Genomic DNA, 21,941 nt, shown 5'->3' with positions numbered 1-21,941 from the left:
GGCATCAGCGTCGGGGAGGGGAGTCGTCCATGCGCATCGCATCGCTGGTCCTGCTGTGCCTGTCGTTGGTCGCATGCAACCGCGCGCCGCCGTCACCGCCCGCGGTGTCGGCACCCGTGCCGCCAGCGGGCGATCCCGTGGAAGGCCTGCGCGTCGCCACGCGCGTCGGCTGCAACGGCTGCCACGGGCCCCACGGTGCCGGTGAGGTATTCCAGGAAAACCCGGAACTCGGCCGCATCGTCGCGCCCAACCTCACCCAGCGCCGCACGCTCTACGACGATGCCGCGCTCGCCGCCCTGTTGCGCGAAGGCCGCACGCACGATGGCCATGTGCCGTGGGGCATGCCGATCAAGATGTTCCAGCACCTCAGCGATCGCGAGGTTCGCGACATCACCGCGTGGTTGCGCGGCCTGCCCGCCGTGGACAACCCCACCCTGCCTGCCGGGCAGTGGTCCGAATCGCTCATCAAGACGACCAACGACGGCACGCATCCCTGGCTGGTCGACATGGTGCCCGACCCGGGCCATGAACCGCCGGCCGCACCGCCGACGCAGGCGCTCGCGCTTGGCCGGCACCTGGCCTACACGTCCTGCAGCGAATGCCACGCCTGGGACCTCAACGGGTGGGAAGGCGATCCCGCGCCGTCGCTGGTGGTCGCCAAGGCCTATACGTTCGAACAGTTCACCCGGCTGATGCGCACCGGCGAGATCGCCGCCGGCGGCAAGTCGAAGACCGGGATGATGAGCGGCGTGGCGGCCTATCGGTATCCGGTCATGACCGATGAGGAAATCGCTGCGTTGAAGCTGTTCCTCGATTCGCGCTGAGCGTCGCTGGCGTCTCGCCGTGGGGGTCAGCGGTCCGCGCGATGCGGCCGCACGCTCTCCCGCCATCGCGCTGTCAGCACTGCGCCCTCGGTCGCGGGCGCTACGCGTGCGCCTGCCGTCGGTGCGGTGATGGCCGCAGGGGGCGTCGGGATCAGCGGTTGCGAGCCATTGACCCGGATCGGGTCTCCGCCGTTCTGCTGCTTCCAATGGCGCAACAGCAGCCGCAGGGCTTCGGGGGGCGTGGTGGAGGGCGCTGCGCCCGCTTGATTGCGCACGTTCTCACCATGGCAACCGGTACAGGTACGGATCTCGCCGGGCTGCAGCGTCACCCAGAGACGTTCGCGCACGACAGGCACGCCGGCAGGATCGGTGCTCTGCCACGTCAGTGCGCGGCTCGCGGGTACGAAGGCCGCCGTCGAGCCGTCGGCGGCGATACGCACGCTGCCGGCCGGACCGCCCGCGTTGGAGGGGTTCGCTGCGACCGCCATCGGCTGCGCGATCGGGCGGCGGCCCCGCTGGTAGATCGAGCCAGTGTTGTAAGCGCGGATCATGTTGGCCTGCAGGATCTGGTAGTGCGAAATCTCGTAGATCCGTCCACTGCCGCCCAGCGTCTGCACGCCGCCGGGGACGCGCAGGTTGTAGGGCTGCTGCTTGTCGTCGCGATCGCGTGCGGTCTGGTTGCGGGTGACGATCAGGGCGAGCTGGTTCGCTTTCAGCCAGGCGCGGAACGCGGCTTCGTTGACCTGCTCGCTGGCGAACACCGATTGCTCCGGCGATGTGATCGGCGTGGCGGTCACCGGCGGACGCACGCGCGCGACGACTTCCACCGGGTCGATCTCCCACAGCACGCCGTTGTAGCTGCGCTGGCTGTCCGGATCCCACCACGTCAGGTTTTTGCTGATGCCCGGTGTCAATGCCGGCCCCGCGACCAGCAGGCCGCTGGCATCGGTCTGCAACTGGTGCAAGCGCAGCGGAACCCCGGCCTGGAACGCCGGGCTGCTGGTATAGCTGGCGACCATGTGGCCGCTGCTCATCGGCAGCGGACTGCGGAAGCGGCCACCGGCGAGGTTGCCGCTGCCGTCGATGGGCGGTGAGGCGTCGACGATCTCCATCTGTTCCGCATTGAGATGCGGCGCGCCCGTGATGCGCACGATCTGGTTGGTGCCGCCGGTGGCGAATTCGCGGGTGTAGATGGCGTAGTAGCTACCCGCGACGGTCGGGTCTTCGCGCAGCTGGAACAGGCCACCATCCATGCGGATGTATTTCTTGTTGGCGATCAGCGCGGTGTTGGAATAGTCCGACAGGGCGCTGTCGGTGGAGAAGGATTTGGGCAGATAACCGAACGACAGTTCCTGCCGGCCGATATGGTTGAGCGTCAGTTCCTCGGTGCCGTCCTGGTTCATCTGCCACGGCGTGAACAGGTTGTAGGTGAAGCCGTTGACGTTGCCGTACGCGCTGCCCATGCCGCTGCGCGATTCGGGGAAGGTTTCCGGTTGCAGGCCGATGCTCGCGGCGCCCGACGCTTCACTGGCCAGGTCGTAGGCGCCGTAGGTGCCGGCGTCGGCCTGCTGGTCGCGTTGCAGGTGGTCCCAACGGATGAAGACCAGCCGGCCGTAACTGTCGATGCTGGGCGAGAACGCACCGCTCGGCGCATGGTTGAGCAGGCGCAGCTGGCCGTTGGACGGGTCCAGCTGCCAGATGCCGGTGATGGTGGGCGTGCTCTCGTATTCGTCGAGCTGCGGATACAGGTGCGCCTCGCCACCGCGCGGGCGGTCGGAGGTGAACAGGATGCGGTCCTGGCTGTCGTAGAGCGGCGAGACGTTGTTGTAGTCCGCCGGCTGGTTCGCGACTTTCGTGATGACGGCCGCCTGGCCCTGGCCCAGGCCGGTGATTTCGAACAGCTGCCACTTCGCCGTGGGATGTACGTAACGCTGCGGCGGTCCGCCGACCACCATGCTGAAGATAGCCTTGGTGCCGCTCCAGTGCACGGCCGGTTCGCGCACCGCGATCGCGGTGGCGCCCTGTTGGCCTTCCATGCCGAAGCCCGCTTCCTTCGTCAGGTTGCGCAGCGTGCCGTCGGGATAGCGGATCATCAGGTCGCCGCCCCGCGGCAGCGCCGCCATGCTGGGCAGATGATTGGCGAAGGTCGACATCCGGCTGGCGAAGGGATCGCCCTGCGTCGGTACCTGGGTGACGAACAGGATCGGTGTCGGCACCGCGGTCGTCGGAACGGCCGCCGCCGCCACCCGTTCGGGCGATGGCGCCGCGGTCGGCCATGCGGTCGCCGCTGCGTGCGCGGCGGTCGCCTCGACATCAGCGACGTTGTCCGCACGGCACGCGGAGAGCAGCGCAGCCACGGCGAACAAGGACAGCAGTGGTCGCGGCGAAAACAGGTGAGGTACGGGCATCCGGTCGGCTCGCGCTGGGAAATATCAACGTCCACGGTGTGCGACGTCGCGACGATCTGCTTCGCGCGCATCGGCGTCCCTCGGCATCCCCCTGTGGACGCGGGCCGACTGTACCTGAGCACCACGCCTGCCTGATGGCCCCGCATCGCCAAGCATGACCGGCATCGCAGAACGCGTTTGATCGTGGGATCGCGCGTTAAGCTGGGCGCCCTCGCGCACGACGTTCCGCCTGCATGCCGTCCGGTGTCCGCCCCCTCGCCATCGCCATCATGGGTCCGACCGCCTCGGGCAAGACGGCGTTCGCGCTGGACGTGGCCGAACGTTTCAACGGCGAGATCGTCAGTGTCGATTCCGCGCTGGTCTATCGCGGCCTGGACGTCGGCGCGGCCAAGCCCACCGCAGCCGAGCAGGCGCGCGTGCCGCACCACCTGCTCGATGTGCGCGATCCGTGGCAGACGTATTCGGCCGCCGACTTCGCCGCCGATGCACGCAAGGCGATGGACGACATCGCCGCGCGCGGCCGCCTGCCGGTGCTGGCCGGTGGCACGGGCCTGTATTTCCAGGCGCTGCTCGAAGGACTGGCGGCGATGCCGCCTGCCGACGCGGCGTTGCGTGAACGGATCGGCGCTGAAGCGCAGCAGGTCGGCTGGCCGGCGTTGCATGCTGAACTCGCGCGCATCGATCCCGACGCGGGCGCGCGCATCCACGCCACCGATCCGCAGCGTATCCAGCGTGCGCTGGAAGTCTTCCGGCTGACCGGCAAACCCATCAGCCAGTGGCAGCGCGAAGCACGGCGCGAGCGTCCGCCTTTCCGCGTGCTCAAGCTGGTGCTGGCGCCGGCCGATCGCGCCGTGCTGCATGCGCGGATCGCGCAGCGCTTCGACCTGATGCTGGCGCAGGACTTCCTGGAGGAAGTGCGCCGGCTGCGCGCGCTGCCCGGCATGCAGGCCGTGGCGACGCCGCTGGACCTGCCGGCCGTGCGTGCCGTGGGGTACCGGCAGGCCTGGGAATTCCTGGACGGGCAGGGCGATGCCCAGGACTTCCGCGAACGCGCCATCGCCGCGACCCGCCAGCTGGCCAAGCGGCAGCTCACCTGGCTGCGCGGCGAGCTGGATGCCCGCTGGTTCGACCCCGCCACCGACCGCGCGCGCCTGGCGCAGGCAGTGGACCTGTTCCTGCCGCGGGAATGAGTCCGCGGGGGCCAGCGTGGTGGAACTGGGACCGGCTGCCTGCCTTGGCGGCGCCTGCCGGGGCCGATGTTGTGTAACATCGGGGCTCCGGGTCGGCAGGGGAGCTGTTTGCCGCACCGGGGTCAGCACCCATACCTACTATAAGAACGCAAGGCGGGAGTACGTCATGTCCAAGGGGCAATCCCTGCAGGATCCTTTCCTGAATGCACTACGGCGCGAGCGCGTGCCGGTGTCGGTCTACCTGGTCAACGGCATCAAGCTGCAGGGCACCATCGAATCCTTCGACCAGTTCGTGGTCCTGCTGCGCAACACGGTCAGCCAGATGGTCTACAAGCACGCCATCTCCACGGTCGTGCCGGCGCGCAACGTGCGCGTGGGCCCCGGTGGCGGCTACGTGCAGCAGGGTGAAGACGGCGCGGAAGGCGGCGACGACGAAACCGCGTGATAATGCGTGCCTCGTTTGAAGAGGCACGACCCCATTGTTTGAAAGATCCCGCAAGGGCGAGCATGCGCTGCTGATCCAGCCGTATGCCAGCGGCCGTCTGGACGACGGCATCACCGAGGAGTTCAGCGACCTGGCGCGCTCGGCGGGCGCCAGCATCGCCGCGCTGATCACCGCGCGCATCGACCGCCCCAATCCGTCCACCCTGATCGGCAGCGGCAAGCTGGACGAAGTGAAGGCGGCCGCCGATGCGACCGGCGCCGACCTGGTCCTGGTCAACTTCCCGCTGTCGCCGGGCCAGGAACGCAACCTGGAAAAACTCCTGCAGCGCCGCGTGCTCGACCGCACCGGGCTGATCCTGGACATCTTCGCCCAGCGCGCACGCAGCCACGAAGGCAAGCTGCAGGTGGAACTGGCGCAGCTGCGCCACATGGCCACCCGGCTGATCCGCGGCTGGACCCACCTGGAGCGCCAGCGCGGCGGTTCCATCGGCCTGCGCGGCCCCGGCGAAACCCAGCTGGAAACCGACCGCCGCCTGCTGCAGAAGCGCGTGGAGCAGTTGCAGAAGCGGCTCGAGAAGGTGGAAGTGCAGCGCACCCAGATGCGTCGCGCCCGCGTGCGCAGCGAACTGCCGCGCGTCGCCCTGGTGGGCTATACCAACGCCGGCAAGTCCACCCTGTTCAACGTGCTGACCGGCGCGGAGGCCTACGCGGCCGACCAGTTGTTCGCCACGCTGGACCCCACCGTGCGCCGCATCGATCTGCCCGGTGGCGCCGTGGTGCTCGCCGACACCGTCGGCTTCGTGCGCGACCTGCCGCACGAACTGGTGGCCGCGTTCCGTTCCACCCTGAGCGAGGCGCGCGAAGCCGACCTGCTGCTGCACATCGTCGACGCCGCCGATCCGCACCGCGAGGAACGCATCGCCCAGGTTGATGAAGTGCTGCAGGAGATCGGCGCCGGCGACCTGCCGCAGATGCTGGTGTTCAACAAGATCGACCGGATCGAAGGCGCCGAGCCGCGCCACGACCAGCCCGATCCGGACGCCGGCGAAGAAGGCGGCGACGCCGTCGGCATCGGCCGCGCGCGCGAGCGCGTGTGGATTTCGGCGCGCGACGGGGAGGGCATCGACCTGCTCAAGGGCGCGCTGGCGCAGCGGCTGGGCTTCCAGCGCGTGCGCGGCGAACTGCACCTGCCCGCGCACTCGGCCCGCCTGCGTTCGCGCCTGCACGCGCTCGGCGCCGTGCTGTCGGAGGATTTCGACGAACACGGCTGGCGCGTCACCGTCGACCTCGCCCTGGCCGACGCGCAGCGCCTGGCCTCGCAGGCCGGCGGCCATCCGCTGGAAGCGCTGCTGCCGCCGGTGGAAGCGGAAGACTGGCAGTAGGGTGGAAGGGCTCGGTCGTTGTGGGAGCGACGTAAGTCGCGAACGGGGCGTGCATGGGAACCAAGCCTGATCGGTAAGGCCCTTCGCGACTTACGTCGCTCCCACGACAGGATGCTCGCGCCCATGACCTCCCGGCCTTGCCTCCCGGTCGGGGCGCCCCTATCTAGTAGAATCGAGAACGCGCCGGCCCCGCGGCCCGCGCGAACCTTTCAAATGGAGTGGGCATGGCCTGGAACACCCCTGGAAGCGGCTCTGGTAGCGGCGGATCCGGCAACAACGACAACCGCAACAACAACTGGAAGCCCCGCAAGAGCCAGGGCGGTGGCCTGGGTGACGTGATCGACCGCCTGCGTGGCCTGCTCGGCGGCGCCGGTGGCGGTGGCGGCAACCCGCTGCGCTGGGTGCTGGTCGGTATCGGCATCCTGGTGCTGTTTTCCAGTTTCCAGCTGATCGGCGAACAGCAGCGCGGCGTGGTCCTGCGCTTCGGCCAGTACGCCCGCACCATGCAGCCCGGCCCCAATTTCAAGTGGCCGTGGCCCATCGAAAGCGTCACCAAGGTCAATGCGACCCAGGTCAACAACTTCAACAACACCGTGTCGGTGCTGACCCGCGACGAGAACATCGTCCGCATCCAGTTCAACGTGCAGTACCGGATCAGCGACCCGCAGCTGTACCTCTACGGTACGCGCGCGGCCGTGGCCGTCCTGGAGCAGGCGGCGCAGAGCGCCGTGCGCGAGCAGGTCGGCCGCTCGGACTTCAATGCCGTCATCAACCAGCGCGGCCCGCTGGCCGAAGCCGCGCGCGAGCGCCTGCAGGCCTCGCTCGCCACCTACCGGACGGGCCTGGTGGTCAACACGCTGGAACTGCAGGACGCCCGTCCGCCGGAAGAAGTGCAGCCTGCGTTCGACGCCGTCAACGGTGCGCAGCAGGTGCGCGAGAGCCTGATCAACGAAGCCCAGGCCTATGCGGCCAAGGTGGTGCCGGAAGCCCGCGGCGAAGCCGCCCGCCGCCGTACCGCCGCCGAGGGTTACAAAGCCGCCATCGTCGCGCGCGCGCAGGGTGATGCGCAGCGCTTCTCGTTGCTGCAGGACGAATACAAGAACGCGCCGGAGGTCACCCGCAAGCGCCTGTGGCTGGAAACCGTCCAGCAGGTGCTGGCCGACAACCGCAAGGTCGTCGGCGGCGATGGGCGCCAGCTGATCTATGTGCCGATGGCGGGCGCCAGCTCGCCCGCGGCGTCGACGCCGGCCGCGCCGCTGCCGGCCGAGGTGGTGATGCCGCAGGTCGATACCACCCCGTCCAACATCCGCAGCCCGGTGCGCACGCCGCGACCGGCTGGCCGCGAGGAGGCCCAACGATGAGGATTTCACTGCTGGTGGGCATCGCCGTGGCCCTGCTGCTGGGCCTGATGGGCTCGATCTACGTCGTGCGCGAAGGCGAGACCGCGATGGTCTTCAACCTGGGTCGGGTGGTGCGCACGGACATCAAGCCCGGCCTGCGCTTCAAGCTGCCGCTGGTGGAAAGCGCGCGCGTGTTCGACACCAAGTTGCAGGTGCTGGAGATGACGCCCGCGCGTTACTTCACCTCCGAACAGAAGGACGTGCTGGTCGACTTCATCGCCATCGGCTACATCGAGGACGTGGGCGCGTTCTATCGCGCCACCGGCGGCGTCGACAGCGTGGCCACCGATCGCCTCTCGCCGATCATCACCAGCTCGCTGCGTAACGAGATCAACTCGCGCACCCTGCGCCAGTTGGTCTCCGGCGACCGGAATGAACTGATCGCCAAACAGCTGACCGCGATCAACCAGGACGCCAAGGCCCTGGGCATGCGCATCGTCGATATCCGCCTCAAGCAGGTCGACCTGCCGACGGACAACGACGTGCTGCAGAACGTCTACGAGCGCATGAGCGCGCAGCGCCGGCAGGAAGCCAGCCGCCTGCGCGCCGAGGGCGAGGAGCAGGCGCGCACGATCCGTGCGCAGGCCGACCGCGACCAGACCGTGCTCGTGGCCGAAGCCGAACGCGATGCGCAGAAGCTGCGCGGCGAAGGCGATGCCGAAGCCGCCCGCATCTACGGTGCGGCCGCCAACCGCGATCCGGCGTTCTACGCCTTCCAGCGCAGCCTGGAGGCCTACCGCAACTCGTTCGCCGACGGGCAGGGCGTGATCGTCCTGGACAAGGACGACCCGTTCCTCCAGTACTTGAAGAGCGACCGCTGAGGTCACCCCCGCCGGCCGCCCCAGGGCGGCCGGTTCCGTTCCGGCCCCTTCTTTTTGTCGCCCGCCCCCGTCGCGCGGGCCAGGACCCCCGCCATGCCCGAACTCTGGTCCGCCCTGTGCCTGGTCGCCATCCTGGAAGGCCTGGTGCTGTTCGCCATCCCCGCCGGCTGGAAGCGCGCGGTCATCCAGCTGCTGCAGATGTCCGACGGCCAGGTCCGCGCCGTGGGCGGTTTCATCCTGATCTTCGGCCTGACCATCCTGTGGGCGCTGAAGCGCTGAACGATCGCCGCTGGGCAGGGTAGCCCCCGTCCCCGGAAACCCGGATAATGCACAAAAGCCGGACGGGCTCCCCGCGTGGGAAGACCGCCGGCTTTTTCCGTGTCTGGGCCCGGCGTGGCGGGCGGCTCCCCGATGGAGCCTGCCGGCATCAGTGGCGCCAAACCCAGCACGACCCTTCCCGGCGGCCCCGATGGCCGCCACCAAGCGAGGAGTTACCCGTCATGGGTCAGTCAGTCGTCGTTCTCGGCGCCCAGTGGGGCGATGAAGGCAAGGGCAAGATCGTCGATCTGCTCACCGAGGAAATCGGTGCCGTCGTCCGTTTCCAGGGCGGCCACAATGCCGGCCACACCCTGGTCATCGGTGGCAAGAAGACCGTTCTCCACCTGATTCCGTCCGGCATCCTGCGCCCCGACGCGCTGTGCCTGATCGGCAACGGCGTGGTGCTGTCGCCCGCCGCCCTGATGAAGGAAATCGCCGAGCTCGAAGCTGCCGGCGTGGAAGTGCGTTCGCGCCTGAAGATCTCCCCGGCCACCCCGCTGATCATGCCGTACCACATCGCCCTGGATCAGGCCCGCGAGAAGGCCGCCGGCGGCAAGGCCATCGGCACCACCGGCCGCGGCATCGGCCCGGCGTACGAAGACAAGGTGGCGCGTCGCGGCATCCGCGTGGCCGACCTGCATTACCCCAAGCAGCTGGAAGAACTGCTGCGCACCGCGCTGGACTACCACAACTTCGTGCTGACCAAGTACCTGGGCGTGGAAGCGGTCGATTTCCAGAAGACCTACGACGAAGCGCTCGCCTTCGGCGACTACGTGCAGCCGATGAAGTCCGACGTGGCCGGCATCCTGCACGACCTGCGCAAGCAGGGTAAGCGCGTGCTGTTCGAAGGCGCGCAGGGCGCGCTGCTCGACATCGACCACGGCACCTATCCCTACGTCACCAGCTCCAACACCACCGTCGGCGGCGCGTTCGCCGGTACGGGCGTGGGCGCGGACGCGATCGACTATGTGCTGGGCATCTGCAAGGCCTACGCCACGCGCGTGGGCGGCGGTCCGTTCCCGACCGAGCTGGACGACGAAGTGGGCCAGGGCATCCGCGACCGCGGCCAGGAATACGGCGCCTCCACCGGCCGTCCGCGCCGTTGCGGCTGGATGGACATCGTCGCGCTGAAGCGTGCCGTCGCCATCAACGGCATCTCGGGCCTGTGCATCACCAAGCTCGACGTGCTCGACGGCATGGAGAAGCTGAAGATCTGCATCGCGTACGAGTACCGCGGCAAGCGCACCGAGTACGCGCCGCTGGATGCCGGCGGTTGGGAAGAGTGCACGCCGGTGTATCTGGAGTTCCCGGGCTGGGAAGAGAACACCCACGGCATCACCGAGTGGGACAAGCTGCCGCCGGCCGCCCGTGCCTACCTGCGCGCGCTGGAAGAACTTTCCGGCTGCCCGCTGGCCATCGTCAGCACCGGCCCGGACCGCGACCACACCATGGTCCTGCAAGATCCGTTCGCCTGATCGCCTGGCCCGGCGCCTGCCGGGTCCGTCGCAAAGAAAAGCCCCGCACCTGCGGGGCTTTTTCTTGCCCGCGCTCAATTTCGGCACGCGGCTTGCAACGTCATCACGACCCTAAATAGCGGCCGATCCCTGCCGTTAGAAACATCAGGTGTCGCCCGTAGTCGATGGAGTTGCCCCCCCATGTATCGCAATGCTGCCCAAGCCGCCGTCATCACCGGTCCCTGGCCGTCCCCCGCACCCGCCGCGGCCACGCCGCGTGCCTCCGAGCGCCGCAAGCCCGCGCCGTCGGGCGACGCGCTGCGCGCCGGCCTCACCCCCGCGCAGGTCATGACGCTGGAAGCGCTGGAGATCTTCCAGTGGAAGTTGGCCTTCGTGCGCCGTCCGCTGTTCCAGGCGCCCATCCCGGTGCTGTTCGACCGCGACCACACACGCCACGTGGTCATCCAGGAAGACGGCACCCTCGACGAAAGCCAGACGCTCGTCCTGCGCGCCTGACGCGCCCCGTTATTCCCGCGCACGCCGGTGCGCGGCCATCGGCCCGCGCCAGGCGGGCAGGGCGCCCACGGCGGCCCGTGGCTGAACCCTCTCCCCACGCGGCAACGCGACCCTCACGTTTTCTTGAAGTCGGCCGATACAAGGTGGACTCCTGCCGCCACGGCGGCAGGTCCGTTCCCGTTCCACGCCATCAGGAGCCCCCCACCGGATGTCGGATCCGCACCGCCCAGGCGACACCCCACCCCCGGACGCCCCCGGCGCCGCACCCCGCACGCCCGAGCGCCGCAAGGGCGCTCCCAAGCACGACAACGCCACGTTGCTGGCCGGCCTCACGCCCGCGCAGCAGGCCACCATCCACACGATGGAAAACTTCCACTGGCACCTGAAGTTCGTCCGCCGCCCGCTCTTCAAGACCCCCATCCCGGTGCTGTTCAACCGCGAAGGCCGCTATGTGGTGGTCAACGAGGACGGGACGATCGACGAGAACCCGACGTTGGTGTTGAGGGATTGAAGTGACGGAACTCAGCGGATCATGTTGCTGGCGTCAGCAACATGATCTGCCGCCGAACGCATCAGTCGCCATCAACCTATATCCCGTCTTGCTCGTTTCAGTTGTCAACTATTGCTTGACTACTGGGCGCGAAGAGGGCGACTGGATAACAAGATGTGCATTAAGCATATGATTTATAGGCAAATCTTATGGCTGGGTGGCTCGTTATCCGCGTAGCCGGCTAATAGAACGGGGCCTGCGGCTTCGGAATCGGAAGCAAGGTTCCGACAAGGCATGTTCCGTTTGCCACGTGCGCCCGCTCTTCAAGAGCCCCGTCTCCGTGCTGTTCAACCGCGCCGGCGACCGCTATGTGGTGGTCAACGAGGACGGGACGATCGATGAGAACCCGACGTTGGTGTTGAGGGATTAGCCCAAAACTGGCTCAGAAATGCCCTATGGCCGATACTTTCAAGCCTGTGTCTTAGGGGATCTGCATGTCTTTGGTTGGCGCTTGGTTGGAACGGCTTTCAGTTGGTACCGCTCTCTCTGAGAGGTGCTTCGTCGGGGCTGTCCGATGAATGCCGTGGAGATCGAACAGGCTCTATCTGATTTGGCTGCGCAAGCCTTTGATGGCGCGGAGTTTCCGTTCCAGTTCCTGGCCGCTTTCGGCAACAAGGCAACCACTATCCAACGGTTGCGCAAGGGCGACAGCAACGCGTCCGATGTGGCGGGTGGTGTGCTGCAGCGCAACCACATCCACGTCGCGGTGGCCGAGCCCGGCCAAGTGGGGCAAACGCTGACGGCCTTGAAGGCCAGCGCCAAGACCGCCCAGGCCAAGGCCAAGTTCATTCTGGCCACCGATGGGATCACCTTGGAAGCCGAGGAACTGGCCTCCGGCGACGCTATCGCGTGTGAGTTCCCTCAGTTCCCGGACCACTTTGGCTTGTTCTTGCCGCTGGCAGGTATCTCCACGATTAAGGAGATCAAGGACAACCCCATCGACGTTCGGGCTACCGGACGTCTGAACAAGTTGTACGTCGAATTGCTGCGAGAGAACCCTGATTGGGCCACGACAGCGCGCCGACCAGATATGAACCACTTCATGGCCCGGTTGATCTTCTGCTTCTTTGCGGAGGACACCGACATCTTTCCCGGTGCGACGCTGTTCACGGCCACCGTCGACAAGATGACGCAGTCTGATGGCTCGAACGTCGACGAGGTGTTGAGCGCCATATTTCGCGCTATGAATACCAAGACGGAAGATCGGGGGGCGGTGGGAATTCCGCGCTGGGCAATTGAGTTCCCCTACGTCAACGGTGGATTGTTCTCCGGCGATACCCATGTGCCGAAGTTCACCCGTACGGCTCGTGCGTATCTGTACCAAGCAGGGAAATTGGATTGGCGAGAGATCAACCCCGACATCTTCGGGTCGATGATTCAGGCCGTGGCCGATGACGAAGAGCGCGGTGCATTGGGTATGCACTACACGAGCGTGCCCAACATCCTGAAGGTGCTAAACCCGCTGTTCCTGGACGACCTGCGGACGCAGCTGGAAGTGGCGGGCGACAACAAGATCAAGCTGTTGAACTTGCGCAAGCGCATGGCGCACATCCGCGTGTTCGACCCAGCATGCGGTAGCGGCAACTTCCTGGTTATCGCCTACAAGCAGATGCGCGAGATCGAAGCCGAGATCAACCGGCGACGTGGCGAAGTCGAGCAGCCTTCGGAAATTCCAATCAATAATTTTCGTGGAATCGAGCTGCGTGACTTCCCAGCGGAGATTGCGCGTCTGGCACTGATCATTGCGGAGTTCCAGTGTGATGTGCTGTATCGCGGTCAGAAGGAAGCCCTAAAAGACGTTCTGCCGTTGGATAGCCAGAACTGGATCACCTGCGGAAATGCGCTGCAGGTGGATTGGTTAGGGATCTGTCCGCCCACTGGGACGGGGGTGAAGCTGATTGGAAGCGATCTTTTCAACACACCATTAGATCAAGCTGAAATCGAATTTGAGAACGAAGGCGGCGAAATCTATTTATGCGGCAACCCGCCGTATGCTGGCTTGAGTTCGCAGGCTGAATCGCAAAAAGAAGATCTACGAATCCTCTTCGAGGGTGTTAGCGACTATTGGAAGTCGTTCGATTACGTCATGGGGTGGTTTTGGAAAGCGCATCTATTTATGCGCGGACAGGTGTCGAAAGCAGCATTCGTCACAACTAATTCAATCTGCCAGGGTCAGCTTGTTCCAATGTTTTGGCCCTTGTTGTTAAAGGACGGAACAACTATTCATTTTGCCCACACATCGTTCAAGTGGCAGAACCTGGCAGCTAACAACGCTGGCGTAACGGTCGCCATCATTGGGCTTTCATCTGGCGGTGAAAGAGTCAAAAGGCTGTACTCGTTGAACGGGGTTGGTGAGACGGTTCAAGCCGAGGTGGAAAACATCAACGCCTACCTAGTTGCGGGTCCGAATATTTACGTGGAGCCCGCCGCTAAACCAAATTTAGATGTTCCAACAATGTTCTGGGGCAATAAGCCTGTGGATGGCGGACATCTACTCATGTCTTTGGAGGAAGCAAGGGCGATTTCAGTGGCTAGCGGTGAAGCTGCTCCCTATCTGCGTTATTACTACGGCTCTCATGAGTTCATTGATGGTAGGCCGCGTGTTTGTATTTGGGTTGAGGACAGCGACAGAGAGGCGGCAGAGGCGATCCCACAACTAGGCGAGAGATTTAACTCTGTCAGGGAATTTCGGCTTGCGAGCAAGGCGAAGGAGACCCGGCCGGCAAGCAAATACCCGCACCGGTTCAGGCAGATTCAAGGGGTGCCCGGCAATCAATCAATCATCGTGCCGATCCATTCGAGCGAAACACGTCAGTATTTGCCCGTTGGCCTGCTTCCGAAGAGAAGCGTCATTTCCAACGCAGCATTCGGCATCTATGATGCGCCGCTATCGAAATCCGGTTACACAAAAATCTGCACAGGCTCCTCCATTAGCGGGGCAGGGCGTCGCAACGCGGGCGGGCGGCAGTAGGCTGCCCGTGCCGGCCGGATCCGGCCGGTACAACCTGAAAGGACGCAACCACATGACACAGAACCGCATCGCCATGACGTTCGACGCCGACCGCCTGGCACGTATCGATGGCGCCCTGACCGCCCTCGAAGCCGACCTCGACCTGCTGATCGCCCTCACCCTCGAAGAGCGCTCCGACCTGGTGAAGATGGGCAACAAGTCGCGCGCCTTCTGCACCAGCGCACTGGCCGTGGCCGAACAGCACGCCGGCCTGATGCCGCGCGACTTCGACTTCGACGCCTTCCGCCACGACCACCGCGCCCTCGAAGCCCTGCGCCCGCGCACCGCCCGGCTCGCCCACCTCATGCAACGCGCGTCCGACACCGAACTCGCCCTCGGCAGCGACCTGATGGCCGCCTCGCTGGAGGTCTACGGCGTCATCAAGGTGGCCGGCAAGGACAAGGGCGTGGACGAAGCCCGCCGTGAACTGGCCGCGCGCTTCAGTCGGCGCAGTCAGGCCTCCGCGGCGGGCGGCAGCGGCAACAACGGCTGACGCACGCCGCCGCGCGTCAGGAAAGGCCCCGCATCGCGGGGCTTTTCTTTTGTCGCTTTCTGAACCGCAACCTCGCCTGCAAGGCCACCCCTGCCAAGTTTCACGGGTAGCGCACGCCCCCCGGCGATAAGGTGCCTCATCCCCCTCGGAAACCCTGCTTCCATGGATAGCGCATCGACCGCAGGCGGCGCGCAGGCCCCGGCAGAGCAGCGCGTCCGCCTGTACGAAACCCTGCTGCACACCACGCCCGATCTGGTCTACATGTGGGACCTGCAGCACCGCTTCACCTACGCCAATGCCGCACTGCTGGCCATGTGGGGCAGGACCTGGGACGAGGCCATCGGCAGGAACTGCCTGGAACTGGGCTACGAACCCTGGCATGCCGCCATGCACGACCGCGAGATCGACCAGGTCATCGCCACCCGCCAGCCCGTGCGCGGCGACGTTCCGTTCAACGGCACCAACGGCCGCCGCATCTACGACTACCTGCTGATGCCCGTCATAGGCCCCGATGGCGAAGTGGAAGCCGTCGCCGGCACCACCCGCGACGTCACCGACCGCAAGCAGCACGAAGAAGCGCGCCGCCGCAGCGAAGAACGCCTGGCCGCCATGGTCAATGCCACCTCCGACCTGGTCTACCGCACCAACGCCGACTGGAGCGAAGTGGACATCGTGGGCGGCAACCAACTGCTGGGCCGGCACGGCTCGCTGACGCCGGACTGGCTGGACGTGCTGGTGCACCCCGACGACCGCATGCTGGTCGCCGATGCCATCGCCCGCGCACGCGCGGCCCAGAGCACCTACAGCGCCGAGCACCGCGTCCGCAACGAAGAAGGCGCGTGGTCGTGGATCGCCTCGCGGGCCGTGCCCATCCAGCCGATCGGCGGCGAAGTGACCGAATGGTTCGGCGCCGCCACCGACATCACCGCGCGCAAGCAGCACGAAGACCACCAGCGCCTGCTGCTCAACGAACTCAACCACCGCGTCAAGAACACCCTGGCCATCGTGCAGTCCATCGCCCTGCAGACCCTGCGCGGCGCCGACGGTATGGGCCCGGCGGTCGAGCGCTTCGAATCGCGCCTGCACGCGCTGGCCCAGGCGCACGACGTGCTGACCCGGCAGGAATGGGAGCACGCACCGTTGCACGACATCGTGCGTACCGCCGTCGCCCCGTGCGCGCAGGATGGCCCCGGCCGCTTCGACATCGACGGGCCGCCCATCCAGTTGGAACCCCAGCGCGCCCTGGCCCTGTCGATGGCGCTGCACGAGCTATGCACCAACGCCATGAAGTACGGCGCCCTGTCGGTGGCGCAGGGACGCGTGCGCATCCACTGGCGCACCGAGACCCGCGAGGGGCGGCGTGTGCTGGTGTTGCACTGGCAGGAAGCCGACGGCCCGCCCGTGGCCCCGCCGGCACAACGCGGGTACGGCGCGCGCCTGATCGAGCGCGGCCTGCGCCACGACCTGGGCGGCGATGTCGCACTGGAGTTCCAACCTGCCGGCGTCCATTGCCGTATCACCGCCCCGATGCCCGAACTGGACGTGGCCGCATGACGACCTCCGACCCCGCGCCCCGCGTCTTCATCGTGGAAGACGAGTCCATGCTGTTGATGCTGCTGGAAGACCTGCTGCCCACGCTGGGCTACGCCGTCGCCGGCAGCGCGGGTTCCGTGGAGCAGGCGCTCGCGGATATCGAAAACGCAGAGATCGACCTGGCCTTGGTGGACGTCAATCTCGCCGGAACGCCCTCGTTCCCTATTGCCGATGCGCTGCGCGAACGCGGCGTGCCGTTCGTATTCACCACCGGCTACGGCCAGCAGGGATTGCCGGACCGCTTCGCCGATGCCGCGGTGCTGGCCAAGCCATTCCGCCGCCAGGACATCGAGAGCGCATTGGCGCGCCTGCGCCCGAAGGCGTGAGCGGGCGGCAGACGCCCGCGCGTGGACGGCGTGTATCAGTCGGAAGCGCCGTGCTCGCCATGCACGTAGTGCACACCGAGTTGCCGCGACAGCGCGTGCAGGCGGCGCAGCACCGCCGAGCGAAGATGCATCGGCGCGCACTCGTACACCTGCAGCCAGAGGCCACGCAGGAAGACCTGTGGATCGCCGATATCGGCGCCGGCGCGGACCAGGGATTCCGCGTCGTTCAAGCGTGCGTCGATACGTTCTTGGCAGAGCATGCCGCGATGGTGGGTCGCACTCTGTAAGGAGATCGTGCGCATGGCGTGGACGCGTTCAGCGCACAGTCGTCTTTGCGACCGCCAGCGTGACTACGTGCTGAAAATCCGCGGGGGTTCCTCACGTATCTCGAACATGTCGGCCACCACGCTTGGCCCTCGCAAGCGAGGACTCCGCCATGGTTCCCACGACCCAAGGCGCCACGCCCGTGGTGCCCGCGCCGACACCCGCATCGCCATCGTCCGCAGGCGAAGGTGCGGCGCACGGCACGCCCACACCGTCGGTCCCCGGCACACCGAGTGAGCCGGGTAAACCGTCGAAGCCCGGCACGCCCAGCGCGCCGGGCACGCCGAGTGATCCGTATCGCCCGGACGAGCCCTCCGCGCCCCCGATGCCGCGTGACCCGGGCGACCCGGACGACGTCCCCGGCGGACCGGATCAGCCACCGGAGCCGCAGCCCCACATCGACGATCCCCGCGATCCCCGCGCGCTCGTCGACTGAGATGCCGCAACGCCAAGGAAGGCGATCAACCCAACGATCATGACCCTGTAGCCGCACACGGAGCGCCTATGCGACTTGCCGATTTCATCGAAGCCAACACGCAGACGATCCTCGACGACGCCGTCCATTTCGCCGTCAGTCAGGCACCTGGCGGCGCGCGCTTGAACATCAAGCGGCTGCGCAACGACATTCCGCACATCCTGCGCGAGATCGTCGCCGACTTGCGCACGCCGCAGAGTGAGGCCCAGCAGCGCGCCAAATCGCTCGGTCGCGCGCCGGTCCATCTGGGGCCCGAGTCCGCGGCGACCAGCCATGGCCGCAGCCGCGCCGACGATGGCTTCGGCGTCAACCAGATGATCGCCGAGTACCGCGCACTGCGCGCCTCGGTGCTGCGCCTGTGGGCGGCCGATGACGCGCTGGTCGCCGACGTGCTCGGCGACATGATCCGTTTCAACGAAGCCATCGACCAGGCCGTGGCCGAATCGCTGGTGGAATTCTCCCGCACGGTGGAGTCGTGGCGCAGTGTGTTCCTGGGCGCGCTGGGCCACGACCTGCGCGGCCCGTTGACGGCCGTCGTCGGTACGGCCGAATTCCTGATGGACAGCGTGAAGGACACGCCGCACGCGCGGCCCGCCGAGCGCATCCTCAACGGCGGCCTTCAGTTGGGCCGGCTGGTGGATGGATTGCTGGACTACAGCAAGAGCACGCTGGGCGCGGGCATGACGTTGCAGCGCGCCGACTGCGACCTCGCGCCCGCGGTCACCGAGGAGGTCGAGCTGCTGCGATCCACGCTGCCCCGCGCGACGATCGCCCTGCACGTGGAAGGCGGCACGCGCGGGCACTTCGACGACACCCGCATCCGCGAAGCCGTACACAACCTGGTGACCAATGCCGCGAAGTACGGCGCGCCGAGCGAGGAGATCCGGGTGTCGTTGAAAGGCGAGGGCGAGCGGCTGCAGCTGGCGGTGAGCAACGCCGGCGCCCCGTTGGCCAGCGAAGAACTCAACGCGCTGTTCGATCCGTTGCGGCGCGGCTCGCAAGCCGCGAACAAGGGCGAACACTCCAGCCTCGGCCTGGGCTTGTTCATCGTGCGCGAGATCGCGCGTGCGCACGGCGGCGAGGTCGCCGCACGGGTGGAAGGCGGCAGCACGACGTTCGTGATGACGCTGCCCACCAAGCAGGACCTCAGCGGCGACGACGCGCGCTACGTCTTCGCGTGATGCGCCGACGCCGTTCGAAACGCCGCCAGCCGCGCGTCAACGAAAAAGGCCCCGCATCGCGGGGCCTTTCTTCTTCTCAATCGAACCGGTGCCCGGCGCAGTGGGTTTGGAAGAACGGGGCGGTCGCAGGTGGTCCCGTTTCTGGTTTTGTCGATCTCGCCGAGGTCCGTTTCAGCGAACCGGAAAGCGTGGGAAGTCGATCAACTCAAGCTTGCCGCCTGACAGTGCAGGTGCCGTTTCGGCGACCACATCGTGCGGAAAGCCGAGTTTGAACGCGCTCGCCTGGTCCAACCGTTGCAACTGCTCGGTCGACAGCGAGACATCCAACGCTTTCAGATTGTCGGTCAGCTGGTCGTGCGTGCGGGGTCCGATGATGGGCAGCACGCCCTTCGCCAAGACCCACGAAATGGCGACATGGCTGGGCGCAACGCCGGTTTCTTCGGCGATGGCCAGCACCGCGTCCACCACGGCCGTCTTGCGCGCGTCGTCTTCACCGTGGATGACCACGCCCAGGCCTTGCGCGCGGCCGGTCTCACCGCGACGGTACTTGCCCGTCAGCAGACCGCCGCCGAGCGGCGACCACGCCACCGTGCCGAGGTTGAAGCCCTTGGCCATCGGCAGCAACTCGCGCTCGGCCGAGCGCTCGACCAGGCTGTACTCCAACTGCACTGCCGACACCGGCGCCCAGCCCTTGGCTTCGGCCAAGGTCGCCGCGGTGGCGATGCGCCATGCCGGGAAGTCCGACAGGCCGGCATGCAGGATCTTGCCGCTACGAACCAGGTCATCCAGGCTGCGCGCGAGTTCATCGATCGGCGTGACGCCATCGGGCATGTGCACCCACAGCAGATCGAGATAGTCCGTCTTCAGCCGCTTGAGGCTGGCCTCGACGGAAGTGCGCATCGCCTTGCGGCTGTTGCCGCTGCGCTGCAGGCCCGCGTCCGGTGCGTCACCGAGCGAGAACTTGGACGCCAACACGATCTCGTCGCGATGGCCGGCCATGAACTGGCCCAGCATCGTCTCGGACTGGCCGAACTGGTACTGGTCGGCGGTATCGATGAAGTTGCCACCGGCGTCGCGGTAGGTGGCGTAGATGCGCTGGGCTTCGTCCTGCTCGGCGCCATATCCCCAGCCTTTGCCGAAGTTGCCGGCGCCCAACGCCAGCGTCGAGACACGAAGACCGGTGTTGCCAAAAATGCGGTAACGCATGACAGCTCTCCTGGGGCGGCGCCTTTGGGCGCCGCCGGGTGATTTACTTCGAGGTGCGGGCGATGAAGTCGGTGATGTACTCGGCCGACAGCTCCGGATACTGGTGCTGCGGACCGTGGCCGGATTCGGGGTAGAACACGAACTGCGCGTTTTTCATCTGGCCGACCAGCGGGAACCAGTTCTGACCCGCCGTGCTCGTGTCGTTGTCGCCACTGATCACCAGGATCGGCGTGCGGGTTTGGGTCAGCGCCTGGCGGCGGCCCAGCTTGTCTTCACCGAAGGCCTGCGCGGCAGTCAGGTAGACCTGGATCTGTTCGACACGGCTGGGGATCTTGGAGACCACGTCCGGACGAGCATAGATGCGATCGCGCGAGGCCTTGGCGGCGGCGCGGCTGAACGCGGACTTGGGCTCGAAGAACAGCACGTACTCGTCATCCAGATCGTTGACCGGCTTCAGTGCGCGCTCGATGAAGACCTGCTGGATCGGGGTCTGGCCCGGGCCCGGGGGGTTGGTGCCGATCAGCACGGCATGGGTCACGCGTTCGGGCTGGTCGAGCAACAGTGTCTGGGTGGTGAACCCACCCCAGGACCAGCCGGCCATGGCGAACTTGCCCAGCTTGATCGACGTGGCAAAGCGGTCAACGAACTGGGCGACCTTGCCCAGGTCATCCGGCAGCGTGCCGGTGGAGTAGCCCACGCCGGGGTAGTCGAAGGTGATGACGGTGTGGTGCTTGGCCAGGGTGTCCAGGAAGGCCGGGTCCCAGGTGTCCAGCGTGCCGCGCATGCGGTTGGCCAGCACGATGGGGCTGCCGGTACCGATGGCGCGGTAGGCAACGCGGTTGCCGTCGACGTCGACGTACTGGGTCTTGGCGGTGGCGGCGGTGTCCTTGGCCAGGGCCGGGGCCGAAGCGGCGGCAGCGGTCAGGACGGAAGCAAGAAGAATGGCTTTCATGATTGCGGTTCCTGTAGTGGGTAGTGGCGGGGGTAGACCGGGGTGGTCTGCCGGCTCCGTGGCGCACTTTTTACGCCTGTCAGGTCGTTGCGAAAATAGCGATTCGGGCAAACAATGAATGCAGAAATGCAACGGGTACCGACAGGCCCGCGGAGGGGACCGGATGGACTTCGACTGGAACGACATTCCACTGCTTCGGGCGCTGGCCCAGACCGGATCGATGGCGCAGACCGCGCGCAATCTGGGTCTGGTGACGTCCACCGTCAGCCGCCGGTTGGCGGCCGCGGAAGACGCGCTTGGCGTGCGCCTGTTCATCCGTGACCCGACGGGCTACAAGGCGACCGAGAGTGGTCGGGTTTTCCTGGCGCATGCCGATCGCATCGTGGACCGGGTGGAGACGATGTTCTTGGAGGCACGTGCTGAGCAGGAGGACATCGCCGGGCCGGTCAACATCACCGGCATCGATGTGCTGCTCAGTCATTGGCTGGCCGATCACGTGCCGTCGCTGATGCAGCGCCATCCGGGATTGGAGATCAACCTGCTGGGCGACCTGCGCGAATACTCGTTCACCCGCAGGGAAACCGACTTGGCGCTGCGATTGAATCGGCCCGGTGCCGATGCCGCACTACGGATGCGCAGAGTGGGCGAGCTCGGGTTCGCGGTATATGGCGCGGCGAGCTTTGCGGGGGTCACGCGCAAGGAGTGGGCTTCGCAGACGTGGTTGTCGTTTCCCGCCGAGATGTCCTGGCTGCCCGAGATGCAGTGGCTGGCGAAGATCGCGCCACAGCGCTTCCTGAGATTCAGCAGCATCGCCATGCTCGCCCGCGCCTGCGAGCGCGGCCTGGGGATCGCGCTGCTACCGTGCGTCGTTGGTCGCCGTCTTGGCCTGACCAGATTGCAGGACGGCATCGAGTCCAAGCGCGAACTCTGGCTTCTCAGCCACAAGGACGCGGCGCAAGTGGCGAGGTTCAGGGCCGTGGCGGACTGGGTGAAGGCGGCGACCGATCAGGATGCAGAACTTCTCGCCGGTCGCTGATGGCAGGAAACCCGGCGAGGGCGGCGGGCACGTGGTCG

At 66.5% G+C, this 21,941-nt stretch carries 21 protein-coding genes and 1 pseudogene; 18 read left to right on the top strand and 4 right to left on the bottom strand.

The genetic code is table 11. The features are described from left to right. The first annotated feature begins 29 nt into the window (after positions 1 to 29). Positions 30 to 824: a c-type cytochrome gene (locus tag ACSION_RS14475; protein ID WP_435306466.1), complete on the top strand. Its 795-nt coding sequence runs from the start codon at positions 30 to 32 to the stop codon at positions 822 to 824. A 26-nt stretch (positions 825 to 850) separates the two neighbouring features. Here the strand turns inward: ACSION_RS14475 and ACSION_RS14470 are convergent, their stop codons facing one another. Then, on the bottom strand, positions 851 to 3,232 hold the full coding sequence (locus ACSION_RS14470) for a hypothetical protein (RefSeq protein WP_435306465.1): 2,382 nt from the start codon (positions 3,230 to 3,232) through the stop codon (positions 851 to 853). 233 nt (positions 3,233 to 3,465) lie between these two features. Here ACSION_RS14470 and miaA point away from each other — a divergent pair, with 233 nt between their 5' ends. The 14 genes and pseudogenes from miaA (at position 3,466) to ACSION_RS14400 (ending at position 16,729) form a co-directional block, all read left to right on the top strand. Beyond that, a complete protein-coding gene (gene miaA, locus ACSION_RS14465) occupies positions 3,466 to 4,422 on the top strand; it encodes a tRNA (adenosine(37)-N6)-dimethylallyltransferase MiaA (RefSeq protein ID WP_435306464.1) in 957 nt (318 codons plus the stop codon). 166 nt (positions 4,423 to 4,588) lie between these two features. Beyond that, positions 4,589 to 4,867, top strand: coding sequence for an RNA chaperone Hfq (hfq, locus tag ACSION_RS14460; protein ID WP_056881347.1), 279 nt, complete (start codon positions 4,589 to 4,591; stop codon positions 4,865 to 4,867). 34 nt (positions 4,868 to 4,901) lie between these two features. Continuing rightward, positions 4,902 to 6,248: a ribosome rescue GTPase HflX gene (gene hflX / locus ACSION_RS14455; protein WP_435306463.1), complete on the top strand. Its 1,347-nt coding sequence runs from the start codon at positions 4,902 to 4,904 to the stop codon at positions 6,246 to 6,248. A gap of 224 nt (positions 6,249 to 6,472) precedes the next feature. Further along, positions 6,473 to 7,609: an FtsH protease activity modulator HflK gene (hflK, locus tag ACSION_RS14450; protein ID WP_435306462.1), complete on the top strand. Its 1,137-nt coding sequence runs from the start codon at positions 6,473 to 6,475 to the stop codon at positions 7,607 to 7,609. Beyond that, on the top strand, positions 7,606 to 8,469 hold the full coding sequence (gene hflC / locus ACSION_RS14445; RefSeq protein ID WP_435306461.1) for a protease modulator HflC: 864 nt from the start codon (positions 7,606 to 7,608) through the stop codon (positions 8,467 to 8,469). The genes hflK and hflC overlap by 4 nt, the downstream gene beginning before the upstream one ends. Positions 8,470 to 8,562: 93 nt before the next feature. After that, the gene (locus tag ACSION_RS14440) at positions 8,563 to 8,748 is read left to right on the top strand and encodes a DUF2065 domain-containing protein (RefSeq protein ID WP_435306460.1); all 186 of its coding nucleotides are present in this window, start codon (positions 8,563 to 8,565) and stop codon (positions 8,746 to 8,748) included. A 221-nt stretch (positions 8,749 to 8,969) separates the two neighbouring features. Beyond that, positions 8,970 to 10,262: an adenylosuccinate synthase gene (locus ACSION_RS14435; protein WP_056881352.1), complete on the top strand. Its 1,293-nt coding sequence runs from the start codon at positions 8,970 to 8,972 to the stop codon at positions 10,260 to 10,262. A gap of 180 nt (positions 10,263 to 10,442) precedes the next feature. After that, positions 10,443 to 10,757 (top strand): hypothetical protein, encoded by a 315-nt coding sequence (locus ACSION_RS14430; RefSeq protein ID WP_435306459.1) that lies wholly within the window; start codon positions 10,443 to 10,445, stop codon positions 10,755 to 10,757. Positions 10,758 to 10,965: 208 nt separating this feature from the next. Further along, positions 10,966 to 11,268 carry a hypothetical protein gene (locus tag ACSION_RS14425; protein ID WP_435306458.1) on the top strand — a complete coding sequence of 101 codons (303 nt, stop codon included), beginning with the start codon at positions 10,966 to 10,968 and terminating at the stop codon, positions 11,266 to 11,268. A gap of 553 nt (positions 11,269 to 11,821) precedes the next feature. Beyond that, entirely contained in the window at positions 11,822 to 14,278 is a 2,457-nt protein-coding gene (locus ACSION_RS14420) for a class I SAM-dependent DNA methyltransferase (RefSeq protein WP_435306457.1), read from the top strand. A gap of 52 nt (positions 14,279 to 14,330) precedes the next feature. Continuing rightward, the gene (locus ACSION_RS14415) at positions 14,331 to 14,810 is read left to right on the top strand and encodes a hypothetical protein (protein WP_435306456.1); all 480 of its coding nucleotides are present in this window, start codon (positions 14,331 to 14,333) and stop codon (positions 14,808 to 14,810) included. A gap of 162 nt (positions 14,811 to 14,972) precedes the next feature. Continuing rightward, positions 14,973 to 15,386 (top strand): annotated as a pseudogene (locus ACSION_RS14410) (PAS domain-containing protein); the annotation flags it as partial. Positions 15,387 to 15,419: 33 nt separating this feature from the next. Further along, the gene (locus ACSION_RS14405) at positions 15,420 to 16,364 is read left to right on the top strand and encodes a sensor histidine kinase (RefSeq protein ID WP_435306721.1); all 945 of its coding nucleotides are present in this window, start codon (positions 15,420 to 15,422) and stop codon (positions 16,362 to 16,364) included. Then, positions 16,361 to 16,729, top strand: a complete 369-nt coding sequence (locus ACSION_RS14400) for a response regulator (protein WP_435306455.1) — start codon at positions 16,361 to 16,363, stop codon at positions 16,727 to 16,729. Before ACSION_RS14405 ends, ACSION_RS14400 begins: the two co-directional genes overlap by 4 nt. 35 nt (positions 16,730 to 16,764) lie before the next feature. Here the strand turns inward: ACSION_RS14400 and ACSION_RS14395 are convergent, their stop codons facing one another. Further along, positions 16,765 to 16,989, bottom strand: coding sequence for a hypothetical protein (locus ACSION_RS14395; RefSeq protein ID WP_435306454.1), 225 nt, complete (start codon positions 16,987 to 16,989; stop codon positions 16,765 to 16,767). Positions 16,990 to 17,165: 176 nt separating this feature from the next. On the opposite strand from ACSION_RS14395, the gene ACSION_RS14390 reads away from it, so the two are divergent. Next, entirely contained in the window at positions 17,166 to 17,489 is a 324-nt protein-coding gene (locus tag ACSION_RS14390) for a hypothetical protein (RefSeq protein ID WP_435306453.1), read from the top strand. A gap of 68 nt (positions 17,490 to 17,557) precedes the next feature. Beyond that, positions 17,558 to 18,709, top strand: a complete 1,152-nt coding sequence (locus ACSION_RS14385; RefSeq protein WP_435306452.1) for a sensor histidine kinase — start codon at positions 17,558 to 17,560, stop codon at positions 18,707 to 18,709. 171 nt (positions 18,710 to 18,880) lie between these two features. On the opposite strand, the gene ACSION_RS14380 is transcribed toward ACSION_RS14385, so the two are convergent. Both ACSION_RS14380 and ACSION_RS14375 read right to left on the bottom strand, forming a co-directional pair. Further along, on the bottom strand, positions 18,881 to 19,915 hold the full coding sequence (locus tag ACSION_RS14380; protein ID WP_435306451.1) for an aldo/keto reductase: 1,035 nt from the start codon (positions 19,913 to 19,915) through the stop codon (positions 18,881 to 18,883). A 43-nt stretch (positions 19,916 to 19,958) separates the two neighbouring features. Continuing rightward, a complete protein-coding gene (locus ACSION_RS14375) occupies positions 19,959 to 20,867 on the bottom strand; it encodes an alpha/beta fold hydrolase (protein ID WP_435306450.1) in 909 nt (302 codons plus the stop codon). A gap of 163 nt (positions 20,868 to 21,030) precedes the next feature. Between ACSION_RS14375 and ACSION_RS14370 the strand changes: the two genes are divergently transcribed. Then, the gene (locus ACSION_RS14370; protein WP_435306449.1) at positions 21,031 to 21,903 is read left to right on the top strand and encodes a LysR family transcriptional regulator; all 873 of its coding nucleotides are present in this window, start codon (positions 21,031 to 21,033) and stop codon (positions 21,901 to 21,903) included. The last annotated feature ends 38 nt before the right edge of the window (positions 21,904 to 21,941 follow it).

It is taken from the genome of Pseudoxanthomonas sp. LjRoot125, assembly GCF_964252705.1.
Lineage (GTDB): Bacteria > Pseudomonadota > Gammaproteobacteria > Xanthomonadales > Xanthomonadaceae > Pseudoxanthomonas_A.
The sequence above is the reverse complement of the archived record's forward strand: the minus strand, read 5'-3'. Positions and strand labels throughout refer to the sequence as shown.

Coding starts and splice junctions, on each gene's coding strand:
- ACSION_RS14475 (WP_435306466.1), top strand. CDS start 30: ATGCGCATCGCATCGCTGGTCCTGCTGTGCCTGTCGTTGGTCGCATGC.
- ACSION_RS14470 (WP_435306465.1), bottom strand. CDS start 3,232: ATGCCCGTACCTCACCTGTTTTCGCCGCGACCACTGCTGTCCTTGTTC.
- miaA (WP_435306464.1), top strand. CDS start 3,466: ATGCCGTCCGGTGTCCGCCCCCTCGCCATCGCCATCATGGGTCCGACC.
- hfq (WP_056881347.1), top strand. CDS start 4,589: ATGTCCAAGGGGCAATCCCTGCAGGATCCTTTCCTGAATGCACTACGG.
- hflK (WP_435306462.1), top strand. CDS start 6,473: ATGGCCTGGAACACCCCTGGAAGCGGCTCTGGTAGCGGCGGATCCGGC.
- hflC (WP_435306461.1), top strand. CDS start 7,606: ATGAGGATTTCACTGCTGGTGGGCATCGCCGTGGCCCTGCTGCTGGGC.
- ACSION_RS14440 (WP_435306460.1), top strand. CDS start 8,563: ATGCCCGAACTCTGGTCCGCCCTGTGCCTGGTCGCCATCCTGGAAGGC.
- ACSION_RS14435 (WP_056881352.1), top strand. CDS start 8,970: ATGGGTCAGTCAGTCGTCGTTCTCGGCGCCCAGTGGGGCGATGAAGGC.
- ACSION_RS14430 (WP_435306459.1), top strand. CDS start 10,443: ATGTATCGCAATGCTGCCCAAGCCGCCGTCATCACCGGTCCCTGGCCG.
- ACSION_RS14425 (WP_435306458.1), top strand. CDS start 10,966: ATGTCGGATCCGCACCGCCCAGGCGACACCCCACCCCCGGACGCCCCC.
- ACSION_RS14420 (WP_435306457.1), top strand. CDS start 11,822: ATGAATGCCGTGGAGATCGAACAGGCTCTATCTGATTTGGCTGCGCAA.
- ACSION_RS14415 (WP_435306456.1), top strand. CDS start 14,331: ATGACACAGAACCGCATCGCCATGACGTTCGACGCCGACCGCCTGGCA.
- ACSION_RS14405 (WP_435306721.1), top strand. CDS start 15,420: ATGGTCAATGCCACCTCCGACCTGGTCTACCGCACCAACGCCGACTGG.
- ACSION_RS14400 (WP_435306455.1), top strand. CDS start 16,361: ATGACGACCTCCGACCCCGCGCCCCGCGTCTTCATCGTGGAAGACGAG.
- ACSION_RS14395 (WP_435306454.1), bottom strand. CDS start 16,989: ATGCTCTGCCAAGAACGTATCGACGCACGCTTGAACGACGCGGAATCC.
- ACSION_RS14390 (WP_435306453.1), top strand. CDS start 17,166: ATGGTTCCCACGACCCAAGGCGCCACGCCCGTGGTGCCCGCGCCGACA.
- ACSION_RS14385 (WP_435306452.1), top strand. CDS start 17,558: ATGCGACTTGCCGATTTCATCGAAGCCAACACGCAGACGATCCTCGAC.
- ACSION_RS14380 (WP_435306451.1), bottom strand. CDS start 19,915: ATGCGTTACCGCATTTTTGGCAACACCGGTCTTCGTGTCTCGACGCTG.
- ACSION_RS14375 (WP_435306450.1), bottom strand. CDS start 20,867: ATGAAAGCCATTCTTCTTGCTTCCGTCCTGACCGCTGCCGCCGCTTCG.
- ACSION_RS14370 (WP_435306449.1), top strand. CDS start 21,031: ATGGACTTCGACTGGAACGACATTCCACTGCTTCGGGCGCTGGCCCAG.